The organism is Streptomyces durhamensis, from assembly GCF_000725475.1.
GTDB classification, from domain to species: domain Bacteria; phylum Actinomycetota; class Actinomycetes; order Streptomycetales; family Streptomycetaceae; genus Streptomyces; species Streptomyces filipinensis.
In genome coordinates this window covers 49,855-68,223 of record NZ_JNXR01000037.1, presented here as the reverse complement: position 1 = coordinate 68,223, position 18,369 = coordinate 49,855, and the positions used below count along the sequence as shown (strand labels likewise).

The 18,369-nt window shown below is 68.2% G+C and carries 20 protein-coding genes and 3 pseudogenes; 8 read left to right on the top strand and 15 right to left on the bottom strand.

Translation table 11 applies throughout. The features are described 5' to 3' along the window. Positions 1-256 precede the first annotated feature (256 nt). From IO33_RS48265 to IO33_RS0137360, 3 genes and pseudogenes are all read left to right on the top strand, one after another. Positions 257-426: pseudogene (locus IO33_RS48265) on the top strand (IS5/IS1182 family transposase); the annotation flags it as partial. Positions 427-564: 138 nt separating this feature from the next. Continuing rightward, positions 565-1,245, top strand: coding sequence for an ABC transporter substrate-binding protein (locus tag IO33_RS0137365; RefSeq protein WP_051927190.1), 681 nt, complete (start codon positions 565-567; stop codon positions 1,243-1,245). A 35-nt stretch (positions 1,246-1,280) separates the two neighbouring features. Beyond that, positions 1,281-2,051, top strand: a complete 771-nt coding sequence (locus IO33_RS0137360) for an IS5/IS1182 family transposase (protein ID WP_031173471.1) — start codon at positions 1,281-1,283, stop codon at positions 2,049-2,051. 116 nt (positions 2,052-2,167) lie between these two features. On the opposite strand, the gene IO33_RS0137355 is transcribed toward IO33_RS0137360, so the two are convergent. Together IO33_RS0137355 and IO33_RS0137350 are read right to left on the bottom strand one after the other, a co-directional pair. Continuing rightward, complete coding sequence (locus IO33_RS0137355; RefSeq protein ID WP_031173468.1) at positions 2,168-3,247, bottom strand: cobalamin-independent methionine synthase II family protein; 1,080 nt, start codon at positions 3,245-3,247, stop codon at positions 2,168-2,170. Then, positions 3,244-3,663, bottom strand: a complete 420-nt coding sequence (locus tag IO33_RS0137350; RefSeq protein WP_157857982.1) for a hypothetical protein — start codon at positions 3,661-3,663, stop codon at positions 3,244-3,246. Before IO33_RS0137350 ends, IO33_RS0137355 begins: the two co-directional genes overlap by 4 nt. A 337-nt stretch (positions 3,664-4,000) precedes the next feature. Here IO33_RS0137350 and IO33_RS0137345 point away from each other — a divergent pair, with 337 nt between their 5' ends. Continuing rightward, a complete protein-coding gene (locus IO33_RS0137345; RefSeq protein ID WP_031173464.1) occupies positions 4,001-4,525 on the top strand; it encodes an EF-hand domain-containing protein in 525 nt (174 codons plus the stop codon). A 75-nt stretch (positions 4,526-4,600) separates the two neighbouring features. Here IO33_RS0137345 and IO33_RS50730 read toward each other — a convergent pair whose 3' ends face one another. The 8 genes and pseudogenes from IO33_RS50730 to IO33_RS44845 form a co-directional block, all read right to left on the bottom strand. Next, positions 4,601-4,954, bottom strand: coding sequence for a hypothetical protein (locus IO33_RS50730; RefSeq protein ID WP_157857981.1), 354 nt, complete (start codon positions 4,952-4,954; stop codon positions 4,601-4,603). A 469-nt stretch (positions 4,955-5,423) separates the two neighbouring features. Beyond that, the gene (locus tag IO33_RS0137335; RefSeq protein ID WP_078964054.1) at positions 5,424-6,704 is read right to left on the bottom strand and encodes a Cmx/CmrA family chloramphenicol efflux MFS transporter; all 1,281 of its coding nucleotides are present in this window, start codon (positions 6,702-6,704) and stop codon (positions 5,424-5,426) included. Between the two features lie 264 nt (positions 6,705-6,968). Beyond that, the gene (locus IO33_RS0137330) at positions 6,969-7,760 is read right to left on the bottom strand and encodes a hypothetical protein (RefSeq protein WP_157857980.1); all 792 of its coding nucleotides are present in this window, start codon (positions 7,758-7,760) and stop codon (positions 6,969-6,971) included. Positions 7,761-7,978: 218 nt separating this feature from the next. Next, the gene (locus tag IO33_RS0137325) at positions 7,979-8,413 is read right to left on the bottom strand and encodes a DUF6003 family protein (RefSeq protein WP_031173459.1); all 435 of its coding nucleotides are present in this window, start codon (positions 8,411-8,413) and stop codon (positions 7,979-7,981) included. A 353-nt stretch (positions 8,414-8,766) separates the two neighbouring features. Beyond that, positions 8,767-9,180: a hypothetical protein gene (locus tag IO33_RS0137320; protein WP_031173458.1), complete on the bottom strand. Its 414-nt coding sequence runs from the start codon at positions 9,178-9,180 to the stop codon at positions 8,767-8,769. 888 nt (positions 9,181-10,068) lie between these two features. Continuing rightward, positions 10,069-10,254 carry a hypothetical protein gene (locus IO33_RS50725; RefSeq protein ID WP_157857979.1) on the bottom strand — a complete coding sequence of 62 codons (186 nt, stop codon included), beginning with the start codon at positions 10,252-10,254 and terminating at the stop codon, positions 10,069-10,071. A 159-nt stretch (positions 10,255-10,413) separates the two neighbouring features. After that, positions 10,414-10,635: a hypothetical protein gene (locus tag IO33_RS0137305; protein ID WP_031173455.1), complete on the bottom strand. Its 222-nt coding sequence runs from the start codon at positions 10,633-10,635 to the stop codon at positions 10,414-10,416. Between the two features lie 228 nt (positions 10,636-10,863). Further along, a pseudogene (locus IO33_RS44845) lies at positions 10,864-12,090 on the bottom strand (IS701 family transposase). Between the two features lie 158 nt (positions 12,091-12,248). Here IO33_RS44845 and IO33_RS0137295 point away from each other — a divergent pair. Then, entirely contained in the window at positions 12,249-12,749 is a 501-nt protein-coding gene (locus IO33_RS0137295) for an SMI1/KNR4 family protein (RefSeq protein WP_051927189.1), read from the top strand. Between the two features lie 445 nt (positions 12,750-13,194). Further along, a pseudogene (locus tag IO33_RS44840) lies at positions 13,195-14,316 on the top strand (IS110 family transposase); the annotation flags it as partial. Positions 14,317-14,327: 11 nt separating this feature from the next. Here IO33_RS44840 and IO33_RS46220 read toward each other — a convergent pair. Further along, on the bottom strand, positions 14,328-14,828 hold the full coding sequence (locus IO33_RS46220; protein ID WP_051927188.1) for an SMI1/KNR4 family protein: 501 nt from the start codon (positions 14,826-14,828) through the stop codon (positions 14,328-14,330). A 748-nt stretch (positions 14,829-15,576) separates the two neighbouring features. Further along, entirely contained in the window at positions 15,577-16,155 is a 579-nt protein-coding gene (locus tag IO33_RS0137280) for a hypothetical protein (RefSeq protein WP_031173450.1), read from the bottom strand. Between the two features lie 159 nt (positions 16,156-16,314). Here IO33_RS0137280 and IO33_RS44835 point away from each other — a divergent pair, with 159 nt between their 5' ends. After that, the gene (locus IO33_RS44835) at positions 16,315-16,560 is read left to right on the top strand and encodes a hypothetical protein (protein ID WP_031173448.1); all 246 of its coding nucleotides are present in this window, start codon (positions 16,315-16,317) and stop codon (positions 16,558-16,560) included. Between the two features lie 440 nt (positions 16,561-17,000). On the opposite strand, the gene IO33_RS53635 is transcribed toward IO33_RS44835, so the two are convergent. Together IO33_RS53635 and IO33_RS50720 are read right to left on the bottom strand one after the other, a co-directional pair. Beyond that, positions 17,001-17,132: a hypothetical protein gene (locus IO33_RS53635; protein WP_280921953.1), complete on the bottom strand. Its 132-nt coding sequence runs from the start codon at positions 17,130-17,132 to the stop codon at positions 17,001-17,003. Next, positions 17,129-17,272, bottom strand: coding sequence for a hypothetical protein (locus IO33_RS50720; RefSeq protein WP_157857978.1), 144 nt, complete (start codon positions 17,270-17,272; stop codon positions 17,129-17,131). Before IO33_RS50720 ends, IO33_RS53635 begins: the two co-directional genes overlap by 4 nt. Before the next feature lie 167 nt (positions 17,273-17,439). Here IO33_RS50720 and IO33_RS0137260 point away from each other — a divergent pair, with 167 nt between their 5' ends. Next, complete coding sequence (locus IO33_RS0137260; RefSeq protein WP_031173445.1) at positions 17,440-17,853, top strand: hypothetical protein; 414 nt, start codon at positions 17,440-17,442, stop codon at positions 17,851-17,853. Positions 17,854-17,869: 16 nt separating this feature from the next. Here the strand turns inward: IO33_RS0137260 and IO33_RS52965 are convergent, their stop codons facing one another. Next, positions 17,870-18,262 (bottom strand): MarR family transcriptional regulator, encoded by a 393-nt coding sequence (locus IO33_RS52965; RefSeq protein WP_245235975.1) that lies wholly within the window; start codon positions 18,260-18,262, stop codon positions 17,870-17,872. Between the last annotated feature and the right edge of the window lie 107 nt (positions 18,263-18,369).

Here is an 18,369-nt window from a genome sequence, read left to right as displayed (position 1 = left end):
CCGACAGCAGCAGACTCACGGCCGACGCCCCGTCACCGCATCAACAATGGTGCACTTTCATCCGTACGAGGTGGTGCACGTTCGCTTGTACGCCGACACCTCACACCCAAGCAACTGCGTCACCCGGCCAGAGGTCACGACTCAACCGCATTCCGTTAGGACCTCTTAGGGGCTATCCGGTGGGTCGGCGGGGTCCCCTTGCCTGCCTTCTAAGGGCTGTCCCGTAACTGGTGGTCACAGGTGAGATGATCTTGGCGTGTCTGGTGTGATCACGGCCTCCGAGCCCTTCTGGATAGCCCGTTCACCGGGCTGAGCTCGCGTCAGTTTGGAAAGCTGATCACCGTGCTCCGGCGTAAGCATGCGGAGCCAGTGCACAAGGGCCGGCCCTGGAGCCTGCTGCTGGAGAACTGCGTGCTCCTCGTCGCCGACCAGCCGTGACCGGCCCCGGGTATAGGGCGTTGGGCACGGCAGCGTGTGCATGAACAGCCGGTGCCTGCGGATACGCGTGTGTGCTGTCCGGGCCCAGGACCCGGGGGGTAGCCCCGGGGAGGAGGAGATCTCAGGATGAAGCGTTCGATGATGATGGCGTTGGCCATCGCCGCTGCCGGCGTGATGCTGCCGCTGGGACTCGTGGCGGCCCCTGCGTCGGCCGCGCCCGCGAGCACAGCTGTGGGCGGCCATGTCGGGGCGGCGGTCGGCTCGGTGTCGGAGCCCCTCCAGGGGACTGACGACATGCTCCGGCGGACCTTCGCAAGCGTGGCCGCAACGCAGAGGACCCCTGCCGAGCTCCGCGAGGTTGCGAGCCGGGAGATCCTTCCTGATCTGAACGTGAGGTACATGGGGGCCAGCATCCTGGGGAGGTACTACGGGTCGGCCACCCCAGGGCAGCGCAAGGCATACTTCGCGGCCTTCAGGGACTATCTGGCTATGGAAATCGGCGAGAAGCTGGCCTTCGCCGTCCCTGACCAGACCTACAGCATCCTGCGGATCCGGCATTCGGGGCCGGACATCGCCATCGTCTTGGTTGCCTTCCCGACCCCGAGCGGCGAGCAGACGTACTTGGAGCTCACTTGGCTCAAGAACAGGGAGACCGGCTCGTGGCAGATCTCCGACTACTCCGTCCAGGGTTTGAGCTTCGTCACCCTCCGGCGACATGAATGGGCGGGCATCTTGCGCGAGCAGGGAGTGGTCGGCCTGACCAGGTGGCTCGAAGCCATGAACAAGATCGCCCAGCGGGAGCGGTGACCAAAGGGTGAGATCACAGGTGAGATGATCTTGGCGTGTCTGGTGTGATCACGGCGTCGGAGCCGTCCTGGATAGCCCCGTTCACCGGGCTGAGCTCGCGTCAGTTCGGCAAGCTGATCACCGTGCTCCGGCGTGAGGGTGCGGACCCTGTGCGCAAGGGTCGGCTCTGGAGCCTGCCGCTGGAGGACCGCGTGCTCCTCGTCGCCGCGTACTGGCGCACGAACCTCACCCTGTGCCAACTCGCTCCCCTGTTCGGGGTCTCCAAGTCGGCCGCCGACCGCATCATCGACAACCTCGGACCCTCGCTCGCGCTCCAGCAGCGCAAGCGGTTCCGCAAGGACACCGTGCTGATCGTGGACGGAACCCTCGTCCCCACCCGCGACCACACCATCGCCGAGCAGTCCAAGAACTACCGATACTCCACCAACCACCAGGTCGTCATCGAGGCCGACACCCGGTTCATCGTCGCGGTGGGCCGACCGCTGCCCGGCAACCGCAACGATTGCAAAGCGTGGGAGCTGTCCGGCGCCAAGGGCGCCGTCGGCAACACCACGGTCATCGCAGACGGCGGCTACCGGGGCACCGGCCTGGTCATCCCGCACCGCCGCAAACGCGGCCAGACCGACCTCCCCGCGTGGAAGGAGGAACACAACACCTCCCACCGCAAAGTCCGCGCCCGCGTGGAGCACGTCTTCGCCCGCATGAAGACGTGGAAGATCCTCCGCGACTGCCGCCTGAAAGGCGACGGCGTCCACCACGCCATGCTCGGCATCGCCCGCATGCACAACCTCGTCCTCGCCGGGTGACACAGAAACCGGCAGGCCAGCAGGTGCGTCAGAGATCATTTACGGGACAGCCCTTAGGGAGCGGGCAGGCACGGCCGTTCAGCCCGCGCAGTGTGGTCACATCCTCCGCCTAAGATTCAGCCGCCCAGTTCGTGGGCTGCCAGGGTGGTGCCTTCGATGCGGGCGCGGATCTTGGCGAAGGCGGTGTCCCGGGAGGTGGAGGTGTCGTCGGCGAAGGGGGAGAAGCCACAGTCGTCGCAGGTGCCCAGGCGGTCGACGGGCAAGTGACGGGCAGCGGCCAGGACGCGGTCGCGGACCAGTTCGGGGGGCTCGACGCGGGGATCGATCGGGTCGGTGACGCCGATGAAGGCGCGGGCCTGGTCGGGAAGGTGATCGGCGAGGACGGCGAGGACCTTGTCCGGTTCGGGCTCGCTGGCGAGCTGCACGTAGAAGGCGCCGGCCTTGAGCCGGAGCAAGACAGGCAGCAGGGCCGTGTAGTCCACGTCGAGACTGTGCGTGGAGTCCTGGTCACCGCCGGGGCAGGTGTGTACGCCGATCCTGGCCTGCTCGGCGGCGGAGAAGCGTTCCAGGACCCGGTTGTTGAGCGCGATGAACTGGTCCAGCAATTGGCCGCCCGGGTCGAGCTTCAATGCAAGGCGGGCCTCGGTGAAGTCCAGCTGGACGCAGTGCGCGCCGGCATCCAGGCACCGTCGGATGTCGGTCTCGGCCTCACTGGTGAGGTCGTCGAGGAAGGCATCGTGGGGATATCCGTCGATGCCGTCGGGCGGGAAGAGCAGGCTGAGAGCCGAGGGCGCGATGACGGCCTGCTTCACCGGTACGGTCGCGTACCGGAGGGCCGTGCGGAGATAGCCGTCGGCGTGGACGCCGTAGCGCAGCGGCCCGGCCGTCAGGCGGGGTAGCTGCCGCTGGTGTCCATCGGCGAAGGGAATGACGACGCCGTCGGGTGACAGCCGGTCCAGGCCGGACAGGGGATAGGTGGCGAAGCTGGGTTTGGTCTGTTCGCCGTCGGTGACGACCGGGGAGCCGATTTCCTCCAGGCGTCGAATGGTGTCGGCGACCGCGCGGTCCTGGGCAGCTGCGAGTTCCTCGTTGCTGATCCGGCCCGCGGCATGGTCTGCCGCGGCTACGAGGAGCTCGGCGGGCCGGGGAATGCTGCCGATGGGTTCGGTGGGAATCCCTACCACGGCCGGGGTCATGCGCCGATCTCCAACAGCGCCTCACCGGTGCTTCCCGTCAGCCCGGACAAGAGGCACTCCGTGGGCAGCTGACCGGGGAGCGCGGGCACGGTCCGATGCGCCGCCAGCCCTTCGCCGCGGCCCTCGACGACCCGGCCCGACAGCCTGACGACGAGGACGCCGGCGACGCGGATGCTGGTGCCGCTGTCGTAGGAGATCAACGACCGTTTGCCGTCGGCATAGCGGACGACCTCCCTGAGGCGGGGGCTGTCTACCGTGATGCAGGACGCTGAGGGCGACTCTCCTTCCAGGTAGCCGGTGGCCGACACCGTCCGGCCGGGAGCGACCGCGCATCCGTAACTGGCGCGTGTGCGAACGCGGGTCGGGCGGGGCAGCAGAGTCAAGGGCGGGTCATACATGCTGGTGCTGGAACCCATGCACAGGACACTCTCTCTGTGCTCGGGCACGTGGGCCTGGCTCGCCGGAGCCCACACCACCGACGAGCCCACCAGGGCCAAGGAACTCAGCGCCACTGCCGCGCCACCTCTACCGAACATCCACCCTCCAGCGAATCCGCTCTGCCAACAGGCCGTGACTACCCCGGGCCACTCCTGCCACCCAGGCTCGTTGTCGCACACCACCCGCGTACGACCCGCACTGTGCGCGGGACGCGCCCCGCGCACACCCAATGGGTGCCTTGAGCCTGATGCCGAGGGGGTAGGCCGAACCGGAACACAGCACTCACACCGAACGTCCCCGTCAGAAGGGATCCCGATGGACCAGGCAGCCGCGCAGAGACTCGTCTTCGCCATGCTGGACGCGGACGGAGACGGAGTCGTCTCCAGGGACGAATACATGGCACGCACCAGGAACGTGGCGCTGGCGACGGGGCGCAACGAGGACGACCCGCTCGTCGTCACCGCACGCACACTCGGCGAGCGGGCGTGGGCATCGATGGACGCCGATGGCGACGGAGGGATGACCTTCGACGAATACGCGGCCTGGGCGGGCGCCGAGGCGTTCGACACCGTCTGCGCGCCCGTCCTCGGCGCCCTCTTCGACCTCGCCGACACCGATCAGGACGGCGCCCTCGACGTGCCCGAGTTCACAGCCCTGCGCACAGCACTGAACAACCCGGCCACCAACGCCGAAGCAGCGTTCGAGGCTCTGGACGCCGATGGCGACGGACGCATCAACCGCGACGACTACATTGCGTCGATCCGCGCCCACGTCACCGGCGAAGGCTCTCCCATGGGCACGGCGCTGTACAGCAGGCCGCTCTCGGACACCCCAGCGTAGTGATAGACGGGTCCGTACGGTCTGGACAGGCCTTCCTCGTCCGTCGCCACGCGTCAGCGTGAGGTTGGAAACGGCTCAGTTCAGCGGACGTGAAGTGGGCCTTCGTTTGATCCTGTACTCCGTCACAGAGGCAGGGGAACAGCGCGAAGGCCGTGGTTTTGCAGGTTGCGCCAGCCGTGGGTCCGGGCCATGTACGCGGCGGCGGCCTCGATGATGTCGGCCCACCCGCTGATGCCCGAGGACGAGGAAGCCGACCGGGTAGAGGCCATCGTCGGCCCCGCCGTCGATCCCGGCGACGCACAGACTCTGGTGGTCGATGAACCCGTAGTCGGCCGCGCCGTCGGCGCAGGGCGTCCAGACCTGTTCGGCGGGGTGCATGGTGCCGTCATCACCCTCGTTGGTCTCGACCTCGTACAGAGCCGAGGTCATGCGCTCACCCCCGCGATGGCATCGGCCAGGAGCGCGGCGGCGTCGGCACCGTGCGGGTCGGCGTAGCTGTCGTGGTCGCTGACGTGGAACACGGCGTCCTTCGTGGTGACGGTGAAGCCGGGGATGACGAGTGCGGCGCGGCCTTCCAGCTCGGTGTTGAGGCGGTCGGCGTCCGGGGAGGCCTGCCACGTCTGGGTGTAGGGCCCGAGGCGCAGCAGCGTGTATCCAGTGCCGTCGCGACGTGGACGCCGTAGTGGGCAGGGCCCATGCCGACGTCGTCGGGGAGGGGCAGGTTCGCGGCGGCGTGGGTGAGCATCGCGTAGGCCGGCTGCCAGAGGCCGAGAATGGCGGTCGTCTCGCAGCGCAGCCAGCCCCGGTCGACGTAGCCGAGCTGGCGGCCGTGGCGGTAGGCCGCGGCGTGCGGGGTGTCGGGTGGGCGGCGTCTGGGTCGGTGAGGAGTGCGGGACACTCAAACGGTCCTGCAGCCCGGCTTTGCCGTATTTGTCGTAGCGGTTCTTCCATTTGGACAGGCAGGCGAGGGAGACGCCGGCCTCGGCGGCGACGTGGGCGACCACTGGAGCACCTCGGTGCTTCGGCCAGCCGCGATCACGGCGCGGAGGGGGAACGCGACGAGCAGCGCAACGGCGACCAGGAACCCACTCGACCACAGCGGCCCGAGGTTCCCGGCTGCGGTGCTGAGGGTGGTCGCGGCGATGAGGGGGCCGACAGCGGCGCCCACGTTGAGCGCTGCGGTCGCGTACGAGCCGGCCATGGTCGGGGCTCCCGCGGCTTCGTAAAGGACCCGCGTGATCAGCGTGCTGCCCAGTGCGAACGACAGGGCGCCCTGGATGAACACGAGGGCGAGCAGGGCGACCGGCTTGTCGGCCAGCACGGCCAGGGCCGGCCAGCCGACGAGCAGCAGCGGGCCGCCGACCGCGATGACCGGACCGGGGTGCTGGTCGGACAGCCGACCGGCGACCGTGACTCCGGCGAAGGAACCGATACCGAAGAGCACCAGCGCCACAGAGATCCACAGTTGACTGAGCCCAGCGGTGCCGGTCACGACGGGGGCGAGGAATGTGAAGCTGGCGAAGGTGGCCGCGTTCACCAGCGCGCCCAGCAGCATCACCAGGAGCAACCTCCGCCGTGCCAGCTGGGCGAGTTCCGCTCGCAGGGCTGGTCCGCCAGGCGTCTGTTCCTTCGCCCGTCCCGCTGGGATTCCCTTCAGGATGCCGAGAGCTGCAGGCAGGCAGAGAGCGGCGACAGCCCAGAATGTGGCCCGCCAGCCGAGCAGCGTGCCGAGCACCGAGCCGCCGGGGACACCCGCAATCGTGGCGGTCGTCGTGCCTGACAGCAGCACTGCCAGCGCACGTCCCTTCTTGTCGGGCGAGACCAGGGTGGTGGCAGCCGCCAAGGCGACGGCGAGGAATCCTGCGTTTGCCAGCGCGGCGACGACCCGGGTGGCAAACAGGACCGGGAATCTGGTGGTGATGGCGCCCACGGCGTGGGCTGCCGCGAAAGCGAGGATGAACCCGAACAGGCTGGAGCGCCTGGACCAGTTACGGGCAAGCGCGGCGACGAGGGGGGCGCCGACGATCATGCCGATTGCGAAGGCCGAGGTGAGCACGCCTGCTGTCCCGACGGTGACGTTGAGATCGGAGGCGATCTCAGGCAAAAGGCCGGCGAGCATGAACTCCGAGGTGCCCATGGCGAAGACGGCCACGGCAAGCAGATACAGCGGAAGAGACATCGAGTGGCTCCGGGGCGAGGAGAAGCACGACAAGGTCATCCCGTCACCGCGGCCAGCCCGCAAGGGCGCCCTCGTCGCACCGCAGAACCTGCGACAGCAGGTCTAGGAGCTCAGTGGTTCAGGGGGCTGACGGCGTGACCGAAAGCCCCCACCTTGTCTGACTCAGGACTCGACATGGCCTGCACGCTACCCGACCACTGTCCCTCGAGGCACCTCGGTTTCATCGGTGTTGGCCTGTGTTACCAACGTCATGTCCCCCAACAACTAGGACTTGTCAGCCCGATCATGTTTGGAGCCAGATGCCCGGGGCGGTGAGGACGGAGCCGCGCCTGCCGTCACACAGTCCGCCACAGCTTGCGCCGCCTGGGCAATGAGCGGTGCCGGTAGTTCATCCGACGTCCACGGTGACCAGTCGTCCCACTTCTGTCCGGCGATCTCTTCCACCCGGTCGGCAGCCTGGGACGGCCTCACCCCGGGAAGTTGCAGCGCCGCCGTCGTCCAGCCGATCAGCTCGCGCACCTCCACGTACTCGTACCACTCGGCGTCGTCCCAGCCGAGTCTGTCGGCGTGACGGGCCCACGCCCACTGCAGGGCCTCGGCAGTGGCATCGGCAGCCCGCTGCCGGGGAGAACCCGTCGTCGATCGCGCGGCGTGCTCCGCGTGTTCGACCAGTTCCAGCGTCCTCCAGAAAGGGAACCTGGCGAAGAAGTCGAGGTTCTCGGCGATGGTGTGACGTAAAGCCTTGCCCCGGCCGTGGCTTTTGGAGGCATCCAGCCACGCCCCCAGCGAGGATGGCCATCCCCAGTTGTTCGGGGGATAGAAGGCAGCCGGGCGGATCACGGCGTCGAACCAGCCCTGGACGTACGCGTCAGAGGCGGCGACGATCGCGTGGACGTCAGCGTCAGTAGCCGGTTTCTCCGGGTCTATGTGGCCCCACAGCACCACAAGCGAGCGTTCGACGGCCGTCCGCATGGCACGGTGAAGATCGTCCTGCCGGGAAGGCTGCGCCCACGGCAGGAGGGCGGGATAGCAGACAGTGAAAGGATCTTGGTACACGGGTAGAGCCTAGGACTTGTTCGAGTGGTCATGTTCGGAGCCAGATGACAAGAGCGGCTGCGGTAGCGGTGCCGAGGAAAACGTAGCCGCGTTTGTCATAGCGAGTGGCGACCGCCCGGGACTGCTTCAAGCGGTTGATCGCACGCTCGACGGTGTTGCGTGCCCCGGGGCGAGAGAGCGGAGTTCTGAATGGCGGCACCGCGCGGCAAGGCGTCGGTTCAGCGCCTCGCCGCCGCCATGACCACGGCCATGTCCTCGCCGGTGAGTTCTGCGACGCGGTCAGGTTGGAGGCCTGCGGCCAGCGCCCGGGCGAGCAGTTCGTCGCGTCCGTGGGCGCAGTCGCGGTAGGCGAGGAGTTCGGCCTCGACCGCGGCCAGTGCTCCAGGAGCCGTCTCATGGCGCAGGCGGCTCAGTTCCTCATCGGCCAGGGGAACCGGTAGCCGCCTCGCCTCCGGCGGAACGGATCCCGTGTGCTCGGGCGGCACGAGCCGCAGCAGGGAGGAGGTCTCGGACACGTCGTGCGCGTCGAGCCAGGCGCGCACAGCAGGAGTCTCCATGCAGGCAAGGGGTCCGGCCGCCGACGGCGGCACGCCGGGTGCGCCGGTCGGCTCGGTCGTTTCGTCTACGAGAATCAGGTACGCGTCATCGGTCATGGCACACTCCTCGTCCCGTTCGTGGACCATCGGCGTTCCTTTTACCCCCCGTTCGCCTCCACACAGCCGGGCACATCCGTGTCCCGATGGCCGATCAGACGTCCTGACGGATACCGGAGAGGTCGTCAGCGAAGTGGCTCGCAGGGACGACCTGTCATTGCCCGCGAGCCGTGTCGAGTAGCAGTGTTGCAAGCCCCCGTACCTCTGGGGTGCTGTCGTCTGCTGCGCGGTCGGCGAGAAGTGCCGTGGTCCGCCGGTCCGGCCAGTGAAGCGCGACGATGTCGAGGGCCCGCCCTCGTATCAGGGGGTCGGGATCGTGGGCGGCGCTGTGTTCGGCGAGAGGCCGGCCATCGTCAGCAGCCGTGAGCAGCCGATTTTGTACGGCGAGCCAGCCGCTCGTTCATACTGCGGCTGAAGACGGAGAGCAGGCCGCCGGGCGGGACGGCGCCGATACACACGTCGAAGGCGGCTTTGCGGACCGACAAATCGGGATCGCTTTCGGCACGGACGGCGATCAGCGGCATTTGCCCCGCTGTCCCTGGCAGCTCCGCTAGGGCGGCCAGAGCGAGCCAGCGGGACTCCAGGTCTGGGGCGGAGCACGCCTGCGTGCGCAGCTGGTCGACGGCCGTTGCGCTTCGGTCGGGCCACCGGTTCGCCACCACCACGGCCGCCGCCCAGCGCAGGTCGGCGTCCGGGTCCTCGGCAGCGCGGTCGGCGAACCGGGCGCGCACCTCGTCGTCGTCCCACAGGGCGGCCCGAGGCTTCATCCAGCCTGCGCCGGACCGGACGGGAAGTATTTTCGGCGTTCTCGTGTGCAGGCGCCGTCGCAAGCTGCTCAGGCCGTCGACTTTGCATCAATCACAGGGCAGTTCACATACTCGGTTTCTGAACTCCCAGCCGGTCTCACGTAAATCGGCACGCGGGCGCATGTTGGCGGCGCCGGCCTCGCGGATACAGGCTGCGTCGTGTCGGCAGCGCGGTTTCGGCGGCCGTGGTGCGCCGGGTCTCGTGCACCCGTGCGCCTGAGGGTGAGCGATAGCAGGGCCTCTTGGTAGGGGAGCATGTGCCCAATTCGTTTGCTCGTGAGGGGTTGTCATGGGTTCCATCCGCCGCGCCGTGCCGCTGCTGCTGCGGATCGAGCTCCCCGGCGACGACCGCGCAATCATCCGCTTCGTGGCCGCGGTCATTGCCGCCGTCTCGTGATCGCCGACCTCCAGCAGGCGGTGGCGCACTACGCCCATGCCCTGGACGAGCTGAATGTGGCCGAAGTGCAAGACGGACCTCGGTTCGCTGACCGAGGAGGACAAGGCCACCGTCGAGGCGTGGCTCCACAGCCGGGACCGGTTCCTCACCGTGATCCCCCTCGCCGCCGTGTTGGCCAGGCGCCGGCAGCTTGTCCAGCGCCGCGCCTGGGCAAGCCACCTGTCTGGAGGCTTGCACCGAGAGTTGCACCGAAGGCTGGCCCACCCTTGTACCTGCTAGGCCGTTGTCCCGGGTCAGCCCAGCAGAGGTGATTGCCCTTCTTGATGAAGCCGGTGTCGTCGATGATGAGGACGCCGTCGTTCTCGCCGAGCTTGTCCGCGGCGTAGTGCTGGAGCTCGTCGCGGATGTCGTCGGGATTTCACTTCGCTCCGGCGAGCAGGTGCCGCAGGCCGTCAGGGCGGAGTGGCCTGCCTGCTCGGCCAGTTGCCAGCTGTCCTTGGTGGTACCGGGACGAGCAGGCCGCGTAGGCAGTCGCGCATGCGGCGGCGTAGTTCCACCCGGCCGAAGCGATGGCCGATGGTCACGAAGAGGTCGTCCAGTTCCAGCTCCCACTGCTCGGCAACACGCTCGGTGATCACGTGGGGAGACTGCCGAGCACCCTGTCACTATCTGCGGCGCTGTCGCACGATCGAGGGGTGGCCCGTCGAAGGCCACCCCTGAGCACTCCGCGGCCCACTACACTCCAGCCGCCCGGCGAAAACCGCAGGTCAGGCTGCGAAATCCTGCTGGAGTACTAGCTAGCCGGGAGACGTCCAGACGTCCGGCCCGGCTTCCCGCCACTCCACCCACGCCGCGCTCGCCACGTCTTCGGGCTCGACGTCTTCGGATCCGGTCTGGCGTAGGAACTCGACGATGTCGAGCAGCGTGTACGCCATGCCCATGAAGTGGCTGCCGACGCGGACTCGCCTGCCGCCGTCCTCGGCCGGTGGGTAGACGACGACCTGTGGTGTTTCGGTCACCTTTTCAGAGTGCCGCGCAGGCTGGCAGCGCGCATGCGGGACGCCAGAGCCATTCGTAGTCTGGTGGTGCTCGGGGCTGGCTCGGAGGTCTACCGATGCCCCGAACCATATGGTCAGGCGCTATTTCTTTCGGATTGGTCACTTCTTCGAACTATCGCGTGGGATTCCCGCCGAATGAGCTGTCGGGCTCATCCATGCCGGTAATACTTCAGCTGTAGAACGTGATCTTCATGCCTGATTCGCGGTTTGTCTGCGGTAGTGGCTGGCTTGGGCGCGGGCCTGGTGGCGGCGTCGCCAGTCGGACCAGCGAAGCCGGTGCGTCGCATCGCGCACAGGCGGGACGACGAGCGTCGTGAACAGTCGCTGGATCTCGTTGCAGGTGAGCGGGATCAGCCCGTCCGGGGCCGGATGGCGGGCGTGCTCGTCGGCGCGGACGACGGCGAGGAAGGCGTGGGCGAGCATGGCCAGGGTGACCCAACGGACCCAAGAGGTGAAGCGGCGGACCGTGTTCGTCTAGTCCGGCCAGACCCTTTCCGGATTGAAAAGTCTCCTCCACCCGCCATCTGGACCCGGCGACACGGACCAGCGTGGCCGTGGGCACTGCGGCGGGCGACCAACAGCGATAGAAGGCGAGTTCACCAGTGATGCGGTTACGGCGGATCAGCAGCTGGTGGCTGCCGGGCCGGGGTTCGACGAGGCCGATGATGGCCCAGTCGTAGAAGCGGTGACCCTTGGCGCCGGCCCCTGCCGACAGCTTCTGCCAGGCCCGCTTCGGCACCTTCGCGACCAGGGCGTCCGCGCCGCACTTTCCCGCACCGGTGGTGACGTCAGCCGAGCAGGCGACGGCGAGCACGTAGCCGACCCCGCGCTCTTGCAGCGCGGACTTCAGCTTCGGGTTGCCGCCGTAGACCTCGTCGCCCGCGACCCAGCTCACACTGTGCCCGGCGTCGAGAAACCGGCCGATCATGCGGGTTGCCAGTGCCGGCTTGGTCGCAAAAGCGGTGTCCTCGCCCAGGCCCGCATCCCGGCAGCGGCCCGGGTCGCACGTCCACGAACGCGGGACGTACAACTCGCGGTCCACCGCCGCGTGCCCGCGTAGACGAGGTAGACAGCGACCTGCGCGTTTTCGATTCGCCCGGCGGTGCCGGTGTGCTGGCGCTGGACCCTGACCGTAGAGGTCCCTTTCTTCAGGTCGCCGGTCTCGTCGACCACCAGGACCGCATCGTCGTCATGGAGGCTTTCCACGACGTAGTCGCGAACGTCGTCCCGGACAGCTTCCGCATCCCAGGAGGCACGGCACAGCATGTGCTGCATGCCGTACGGGCTGGCCTCTCCGGCCCACTCGGCAATCGTCCAGCAGTTCTTGCGCGGCAGATCTGACAAGAGCCCGAGCACCAGCCGTGCCGCCCGTCGACGCGGTTCGACCCGTGCGAACCGGCTGGCCAAGCGCCCCATCAGACAGTCGAAGGCTTCCTTCCAGCGGATGGGATCTATGCTGTGGCCCGCGGCCGTCGTCTCATCGTCAGTCCACACAACTCACGATGATCAGCGGTGGCCGCAATCACCTGGACAGCCTGGGCAAGCTGTCGGTGGCAGCTGCTACGAATGTCGGCATGACCGACGACGAGCTAATCCACAGGATCCGAGAGCAGGACGCGGCTGGCGAACTGCCAATACCTGCGCCGCCCGAGGCTGTGGCCGAGCTTGAGGCCGCAGTGGGGCATCCGATGCCGCCGCTCCTCAAGCGGATCTATCTCGAGGTCGCCGACGGTGGGTTCGGCCGCTGGGGGGAGGCTTTGTCCCTCACCGACACGACCTACAGCTTCAGCGACAGCCGTCGGTTGCTGGAGGAGTACTTGGGCTGGCGCGGAACCCCCAACTACCCGCGGTCTGTTGTACCGCTCTTGACGTGGGGCTGTGCCATCTGGTCCCTCGTCGACTACAGCACTCCAGAAGGCCGCATGTGGGGTTGGGATCCCAACGCCCGATGCCCTGAACACGGACATGCGCTGTTCCCCGAAGACCTCACACTGGCCGAACGGCTCTGCGGGTGGCTGGACGGACACTCGGACTTTCCGAAGGCGCCCGCGGGCCCGTATTGCACAGAGTGCTGAAACCGCGGCACTGCCGTGCGGCTGCATCTCAGTGGCCACTCTGACGGACACCCTGGAGCGCCTAACAGGTCAGCCGAAGCGACAGGCGCAATGAGCAAGATCCCGATCTACAGCTGGAGTATTAGAGCCACGGGCACTGAACTCTTTTCTCACGTCCGACAGCCACTTGTTGAACAGCACGAAACAGTTCAGCAGCGCAGTAAAGAGTTCAGAGGGTGGTGGAACCGTACGGCGTCGACGGTTCACTCCGAACCGACGAACTCGGACCCGCGAATCCGAGATAGCGCGGGCTAAGCCGCCTACGATGAGCCTCTGACAGTCGCCCGCGGTTCAGGCCACACCCATGGCCGAGAGGACTCCCCGTCTGCTTCAAGGCCGTTGCGCCAGTAGCTCCGTCCCAGACGCCGCAGAAGGATGGTGAAGTCTCCGGCGTCGGCGGCGGCGCTACCGCCTGCTGCTGGACCTCCTGGCCGAGCACCGCGACACCGCCGATGCGCCGATTCCGGTGGCGATCGAGACCAGCCGCGGCCTGCTTGTTCGCCACGCTGAGGCAGGGGCCTCGGCAGATCTACGCGGTCAACCCGATGGCGGCCTTCCGCTACCGGGACCGCCACGGCGTGAGCCGCAAGAAGTCCGACCCCGGCGACGCACTCGTGCTTGCCAACATCATCCGCACCGACATGCCGATGCACCGGCCGCTGGCCGCCGACACCGACCGGGCCCCGGCGGTGGCTGTCCTGGCCCAAGCCCAGCAGGACGCGGTCTGGAGCCGGCAACAGGTCTGCAACCAGCTTCGCTCGCTGCTGCGCGAGTACTTTCCGGCGTTCTTGGAGGCGTTCAAGGACAAGCAGGGCGGTCTGGCCCGTCCCGACGCCCGCCGGATCCTGGCGGTGGCACCGACGCCCGCGCTGGCCATGCCGCTCTGGCGCCTGACGGCCATGATGAAGCGGGCAGGCCGCCGCAGGAACATCGAGGCCGACGCTGCGCGGCTGCAGCAGCTCTTCCGCCGGGAGGCCCCGCATCAGGTCCCGCTGGTCGAAGAAGCGATGGCAAGCAGGCCGCGGCCCTGCTCCTGCAGCTGGACGCCGCCTGCGAAGCAGTCGCGGACCTTGGCCAGCCCACCGAGGAAGCCTTCCGAGTCCATCCCGACGCCACGATCATGCTGAGCTTCCCCGGCATCGGCTCCCAGATCGGCGCACGGATCCTCGCGGAGATCGGCGACGACCGCACCCGGTTCGCCACCGCCGGAGGGCTGAAGGCATACGCGGGCGCGGCCCCCATCACCCGTGCCTCAGGCAAGCGCCACTACGTCGGACGCCGGTTCGTCAAGAACAACCGGCTCAACCACGTCGGCCACCTCTGGGCCTTCGCCTCACTCGGCGGCTCGGCCGGTGCCGACGCCCACTACCGACGCCGACGGACCGGCGGGGACTGGCACATGCAGGCCCTGCGGCACCTGTTCAATCGGATGCTCGGGCAGCTCCATCACCGCCCCCAGCCCCGGGTCCCCTTCGACGAATCCGTCGCCTTCCCCGTCACTCCAGGCACGGAAGTGCCGAGCGGTTGATTCCGGGTTTCCTACCAGTGCAGCGTGATACTGCCGTCGGCGTTGATCTCCTCGTGCACCGTTTCGACATGATGCTGCCACGCAGGTATCTCTGCTTCGGCAGTCGCGCGGAGCCAGTCGGTGAAGGACGAGTAGCTACGGACGGGGACGTCCGCGTGCTGGCCTTCGGAGTATGACCAGACCTCAGGGTCAGGTCCGGTGCCTCGCATGAAATCGAACTGGTAGCCCTGGTGCATGGAGAAGACGCGGTCGGTGGGCTCGAAGCGGAAAGGCGATTGGTTCTCTTCGAGGAGCTCGCGGGCAGCCGTTCCCAGGCCAAGGACCCGGGGGTGGTAGACGTCCTCCCCCTGCATGAAACGCCCGGCGCCACCGCCGATCAGAGAAAGGAACTCACGATAGGCCTCTGCCATCGGAGCCTGTTGATCACGTTCAACAGCCAGGACGACCTCGAACGGCAGGCCCTGAAGCTGCTCCGGCCTGGCTGTCGTGCCGTCGGTGATCGCGTCGACCACAGCCTGAACCCGCTGCTTAGGCGTCAGTTGCTCAGTCGACAATGGGATCGCTGGGCTCTCGTCCCGGCGTCGATTCCACCACATCTGGCACCCCACCCTCTCTGTGGTCGAGAGCTTACGCGTGCTTCGATCAAGCCTCGATTCCGACAGCGGCACTGGTGCAGTCGTCACCCTCGGCATGATCAGCTTGACGGTCGGTCACCGACTCCGGCGTCCGGTTCAGCCCGGGCGGGCGGCATCGCGCCCTGCACATCCCCTGGCACCGGATCGTCGCCCTCACCGGCGCCCCGAACTGGGACCGTGGCCACGGCATGCCAGATCTGTGGCGCCCCTACGAGCCCGTCGCCGCACCCCTGCCACCCGCCGGCCCCACGAGCACGAGGAGCGCCGGTCTGCGCGCCGTGGCGATGCCGGACGGTGCCGCATAACCGGGGAGCCCACAGCGCGGTGTTGTAGGTCGGCGGTGAACTGTCGGCCGCCAGCGGCAGGTCAGGCGCGGGGAGGGACGGGCTTGCTCAGGAGCGTTGGAACGAAGATCGCCGTCGTGTAACCGTCGACGGGCAGTCGCGCTGGGCCGTGGGGGCCGCTGCCGCCTGCCCCGGCGCCCAGGGGTGGGACCGGCGCCGGGGTAGCCTCGCGAGCCGTGTACGTACCGCCGTACCCGCCGGAGGACATCGCCACCAGCCCCACGTGATCTCGGACCCGGACTCATGTACGGTCTCTCCGGCCGGTCGGCCGCCGCCGTGGCTCAGGAGTAGGTCATCGGGCAGCCGTGCCGCAGGGAGTACTGCGCGGCGCGCAGGTAGAGCGCCACGTAGAAGGCCGCATCCCGGTCCTCGGCCCACGGTCCAGGCCGCACCCGGGCGGTCCGCTCAGCCCCGCCCTCCAGGAACCACAGGGTCAGTGCGAGGTTCTCGCCCGCCGGTATCGCGTCCACGGGCAGTCCGACGGCACCGGCCAGCCGCTCGGCCAGGGCGAGCACCCGCGGGGCCCCGGCGACCGCTGTCTGTTCGCCGGAGTACGCGGTGCCGACGGGGAGCACGATCTCCTCCTCCAGCGCGAACGGCACCAGCACGCTCCAGTCGAGGAGGGCCGACAGCTCCGCGTCGGTCAGCCGCGTCCTGCACAGCGCCACGAAGCCGTCCATGGACGGGCTGACCTTCTCCTCGAACCAGCCCGGCGCCTCCCGTGCGGCCTGCCGCAGCTCGTACGGGGGCAGCCCGCGCCGCTCCAGCTCGGTGTTTAACGCGGCGGCGAGGCCCCCGTACCCGTCCTCCCCCGGCCGTGACCAGTCCTGCGCGGCGACACTCACCAGATAGACACCCATGATCGCAACGTACCGGCCGCCACCGACAAAAACATCCCGGCCCCGAGGGCGAAGGAGAAGGGCGTCCCGCTGAGCCCCGAGCAAAGCGCGGCGGTTCTGCGCGAGCGCTGCCTGGGCTTCCTCTTCGGCTTCCCGAGCCTGCCCATCCAACTGGACGGCGTGATCTGGCAGTCGAACCGGGAACTGCCCGTTGACGCGAACTACCTGGCGGGCATCGACCGGGACATGAACCGCGTCGGCCTGCGCCTCCTGGGCTGGACGACACTCGCCGGGCGCCGGCCTGACCCGCACAAGCAACTGCCCGAGCCCGACCAGCTGAAGGACCACTCCTTCGTCCAGCGGTACCAGCCCATCGCCAAGCGCCTGCGCACGGCACTGGAAGCCCGTCCCGCCAGCCCGGAGTGACCGAGGAGACGGACCCGCCTACGCCGCTCTGGCATAGGCCGGACCCGACGTGGTCCGGGCGGCCACGGACCCGACCACGACGGGTGCGTACCCCGGCCACGCTCCGTGCGGGGCGTGTCCCACGTGAACTGGCGCGGCCGCGGCCGGGGATCAGAGCGCGCTGAGCCGGCTGCGCGTCGGCGGGGCCGCGGCGTTCTCCCGCAGGTGTCCCTCGCGCCGTGCGATGAGCCGGTCGACGCCATCTTCGAGCGGGCCGGGGTCTCGGAATCCGGCACTGCCAGCCGAACACGAACGGCGCCGCTCCATGGGGTGCAGCGCCGTGGTACCAGCCCGGCCCCGGGGGGCCGCGTCAGGAGACGGGGAACCGACGGAATTCGCTGACCTGCTGAAAGGCCACCTCTGCGGGTTACGAGTCCAGCGATGCCGAGGTCACGAACGGACTACAGCATGCCGATCGGAATCGAGTTGTCGTCGAGGACATTGATCGTTGGGTTGTCGGCGATGCCCTCCTGTGCAGTGTTGCCGTTGTTACTGCCGTGGTTGGAGGTGGACGTCTGGGGCGCGTTGTTCACACCGAGGTTCTGGGCGAATTGTCGATGACGCTGATGTTGTCCCCGCCGATGATGTGGGCCGAGGCGGGGACGGCGGTGGCGAGAGCGCAGGCGCCGGTCACGACAGCGACGCTGAGGGCCCGATAGACGATCTCGGACATACCTGATCAACGAGCCCGGTGAAGCGCGGACACAACGCCTTCGGTGGGGCACTCCTGTGCGGAGAGTGACCGGACTTACCAAGGTGTGACGATCATCCTGTACGTCTCATCGAATCTTGCTCACCGCGCGGGGTGTCTAGTAGATCGGGCCGCGTAGCCTCACCTGTGTGCCTCGCCATTCGAAGAAGCCCCGCCGGCTGGTCGCCGACGGGCGCGTGTACATGTGGACGATGCGCCACAGCCACCGAAGGGGCCACGATGGGCGGTCCATGGACTGCCGCCAGATTCTCACCCTGTCCCCTCAGCCTGCCGGCACCGGCGGGCCGCTGCGCATTGTCTTTGCCGCCGGGCCCGGCCGGTACGTCCCGGGCGGGGCCCCCTTCGGCTCCGGGGACGTGGGCTTAACCCGGGGCGCAGACCTGAACCTGCACGAGCCGGGCGCCGTCCGGGCGCTGCTCGATGTGGCGCTGGCCCGTGGGTGGCAACCGGAGGAGCGGCGGGCGGTGGAGGTCGACGGCTGGCCCCTGTTGGAGGCGGCGGTCGCCGTGCAAGCCGGAGACGCCGGCCCCGAAGCCCCGTAGCTACGGCGATCAAACTTCAGTGAGACTGGTCAAACTCCGTTGAGTCGGGACACGGAGTGCCACGACCGCGCCGCCTCGTTCTGTCACCTTGGGGACCGGCATTTCGTCGGTTCCCCGAGACGGCTTTGAGGTTCTGGCGGCGCTTGGCGTCCTCGCGGCGCCGACGCTTCTCGGTGAGCTGGTCCTGGTAGGCGGTGATGACCCTGCGGTAGCGGTCGACGAAGTCGGTGGCCTTGAGGCGCTCGTTCTTCGGCATCGCCTTGACGGCCGCGATGGCGTCCTCGGGGGAGAGGTAGGCGGCGAGCATGGGGTTGAGCTGGTAGACGACGGCGCGCTGCTTCTTCACCAGCTGCGCCAGGTCCAGGTCGCGCAGGGCCGCGTTGATGGCCGTCCGGCTCAGGTTGAGCATCTGGGCGATGATGCCGTGGTCGATCTCGATGCGGCCGCCGGGCTCGCGGTGTGAACAGCGCGGACCACTTGTACGTGAAGTCGGCGGCCGCGGTCTGGCTTGCCGAA

What these genes read in the sequence shown, in the direction of transcription:
- IO33_RS0137345 (WP_031173464.1), top strand. Translation starts at nt 4,001, where the DNA reads ATGGACCAGGCAGCCGCGCAGAGACTCGTCTTCGCCATGCTGGACGCG.
- IO33_RS0137355 (WP_031173468.1), bottom strand. Translation starts at nt 3,247, where the DNA reads ATGACCCCGGCCGTGGTAGGGATTCCCACCGAACCCATCGGCAGCATT.
- IO33_RS50730 (WP_157857981.1), bottom strand. Translation starts at nt 4,954, where the DNA reads ATGACCTCGGCTCTGTACGAGGTCGAGACCAACGAGGGTGATGACGGC.
- IO33_RS0137350 (WP_157857982.1), bottom strand. Translation starts at nt 3,663, where the DNA reads ATGGGTTCCAGCACCAGCATGTATGACCCGCCCTTGACTCTGCTGCCC.
- IO33_RS0137320 (WP_031173458.1), bottom strand. Translation starts at nt 9,180, where the DNA reads ATGAAGCCTCGGGCCGCCCTGTGGGACGACGACGAGGTGCGCGCCCGG.
- IO33_RS0137335 (WP_078964054.1), bottom strand. Translation starts at nt 6,704, where the DNA reads ATGTCTCTTCCGCTGTATCTGCTTGCCGTGGCCGTCTTCGCCATGGGC.
- IO33_RS0137365 (WP_051927190.1), top strand. Translation starts at nt 565, where the DNA reads ATGAAGCGTTCGATGATGATGGCGTTGGCCATCGCCGCTGCCGGCGTG.
- IO33_RS50720 (WP_157857978.1), bottom strand. Translation starts at nt 17,272, where the DNA reads ATGTCCGAGATCGTCTATCGGGCCCTCAGCGTCGCTGTCGTGACCGGC.
- IO33_RS0137280 (WP_031173450.1), bottom strand. Translation starts at nt 16,155, where the DNA reads ATGGGTGTCTATCTGGTGAGTGTCGCCGCGCAGGACTGGTCACGGCCG.
- IO33_RS0137325 (WP_031173459.1), bottom strand. Translation starts at nt 8,413, where the DNA reads ATGACCGATGACGCGTACCTGATTCTCGTAGACGAAACGACCGAGCCG.
- IO33_RS52965 (WP_245235975.1), bottom strand. Translation starts at nt 18,262, where the DNA reads ATGCTCAACCTGAGCCGGACGGCCATCAACGCGGCCCTGCGCGACCTG.
- IO33_RS0137295 (WP_051927189.1), top strand. Translation starts at nt 12,249, where the DNA reads ATGACCGACGACGAGCTAATCCACAGGATCCGAGAGCAGGACGCGGCT.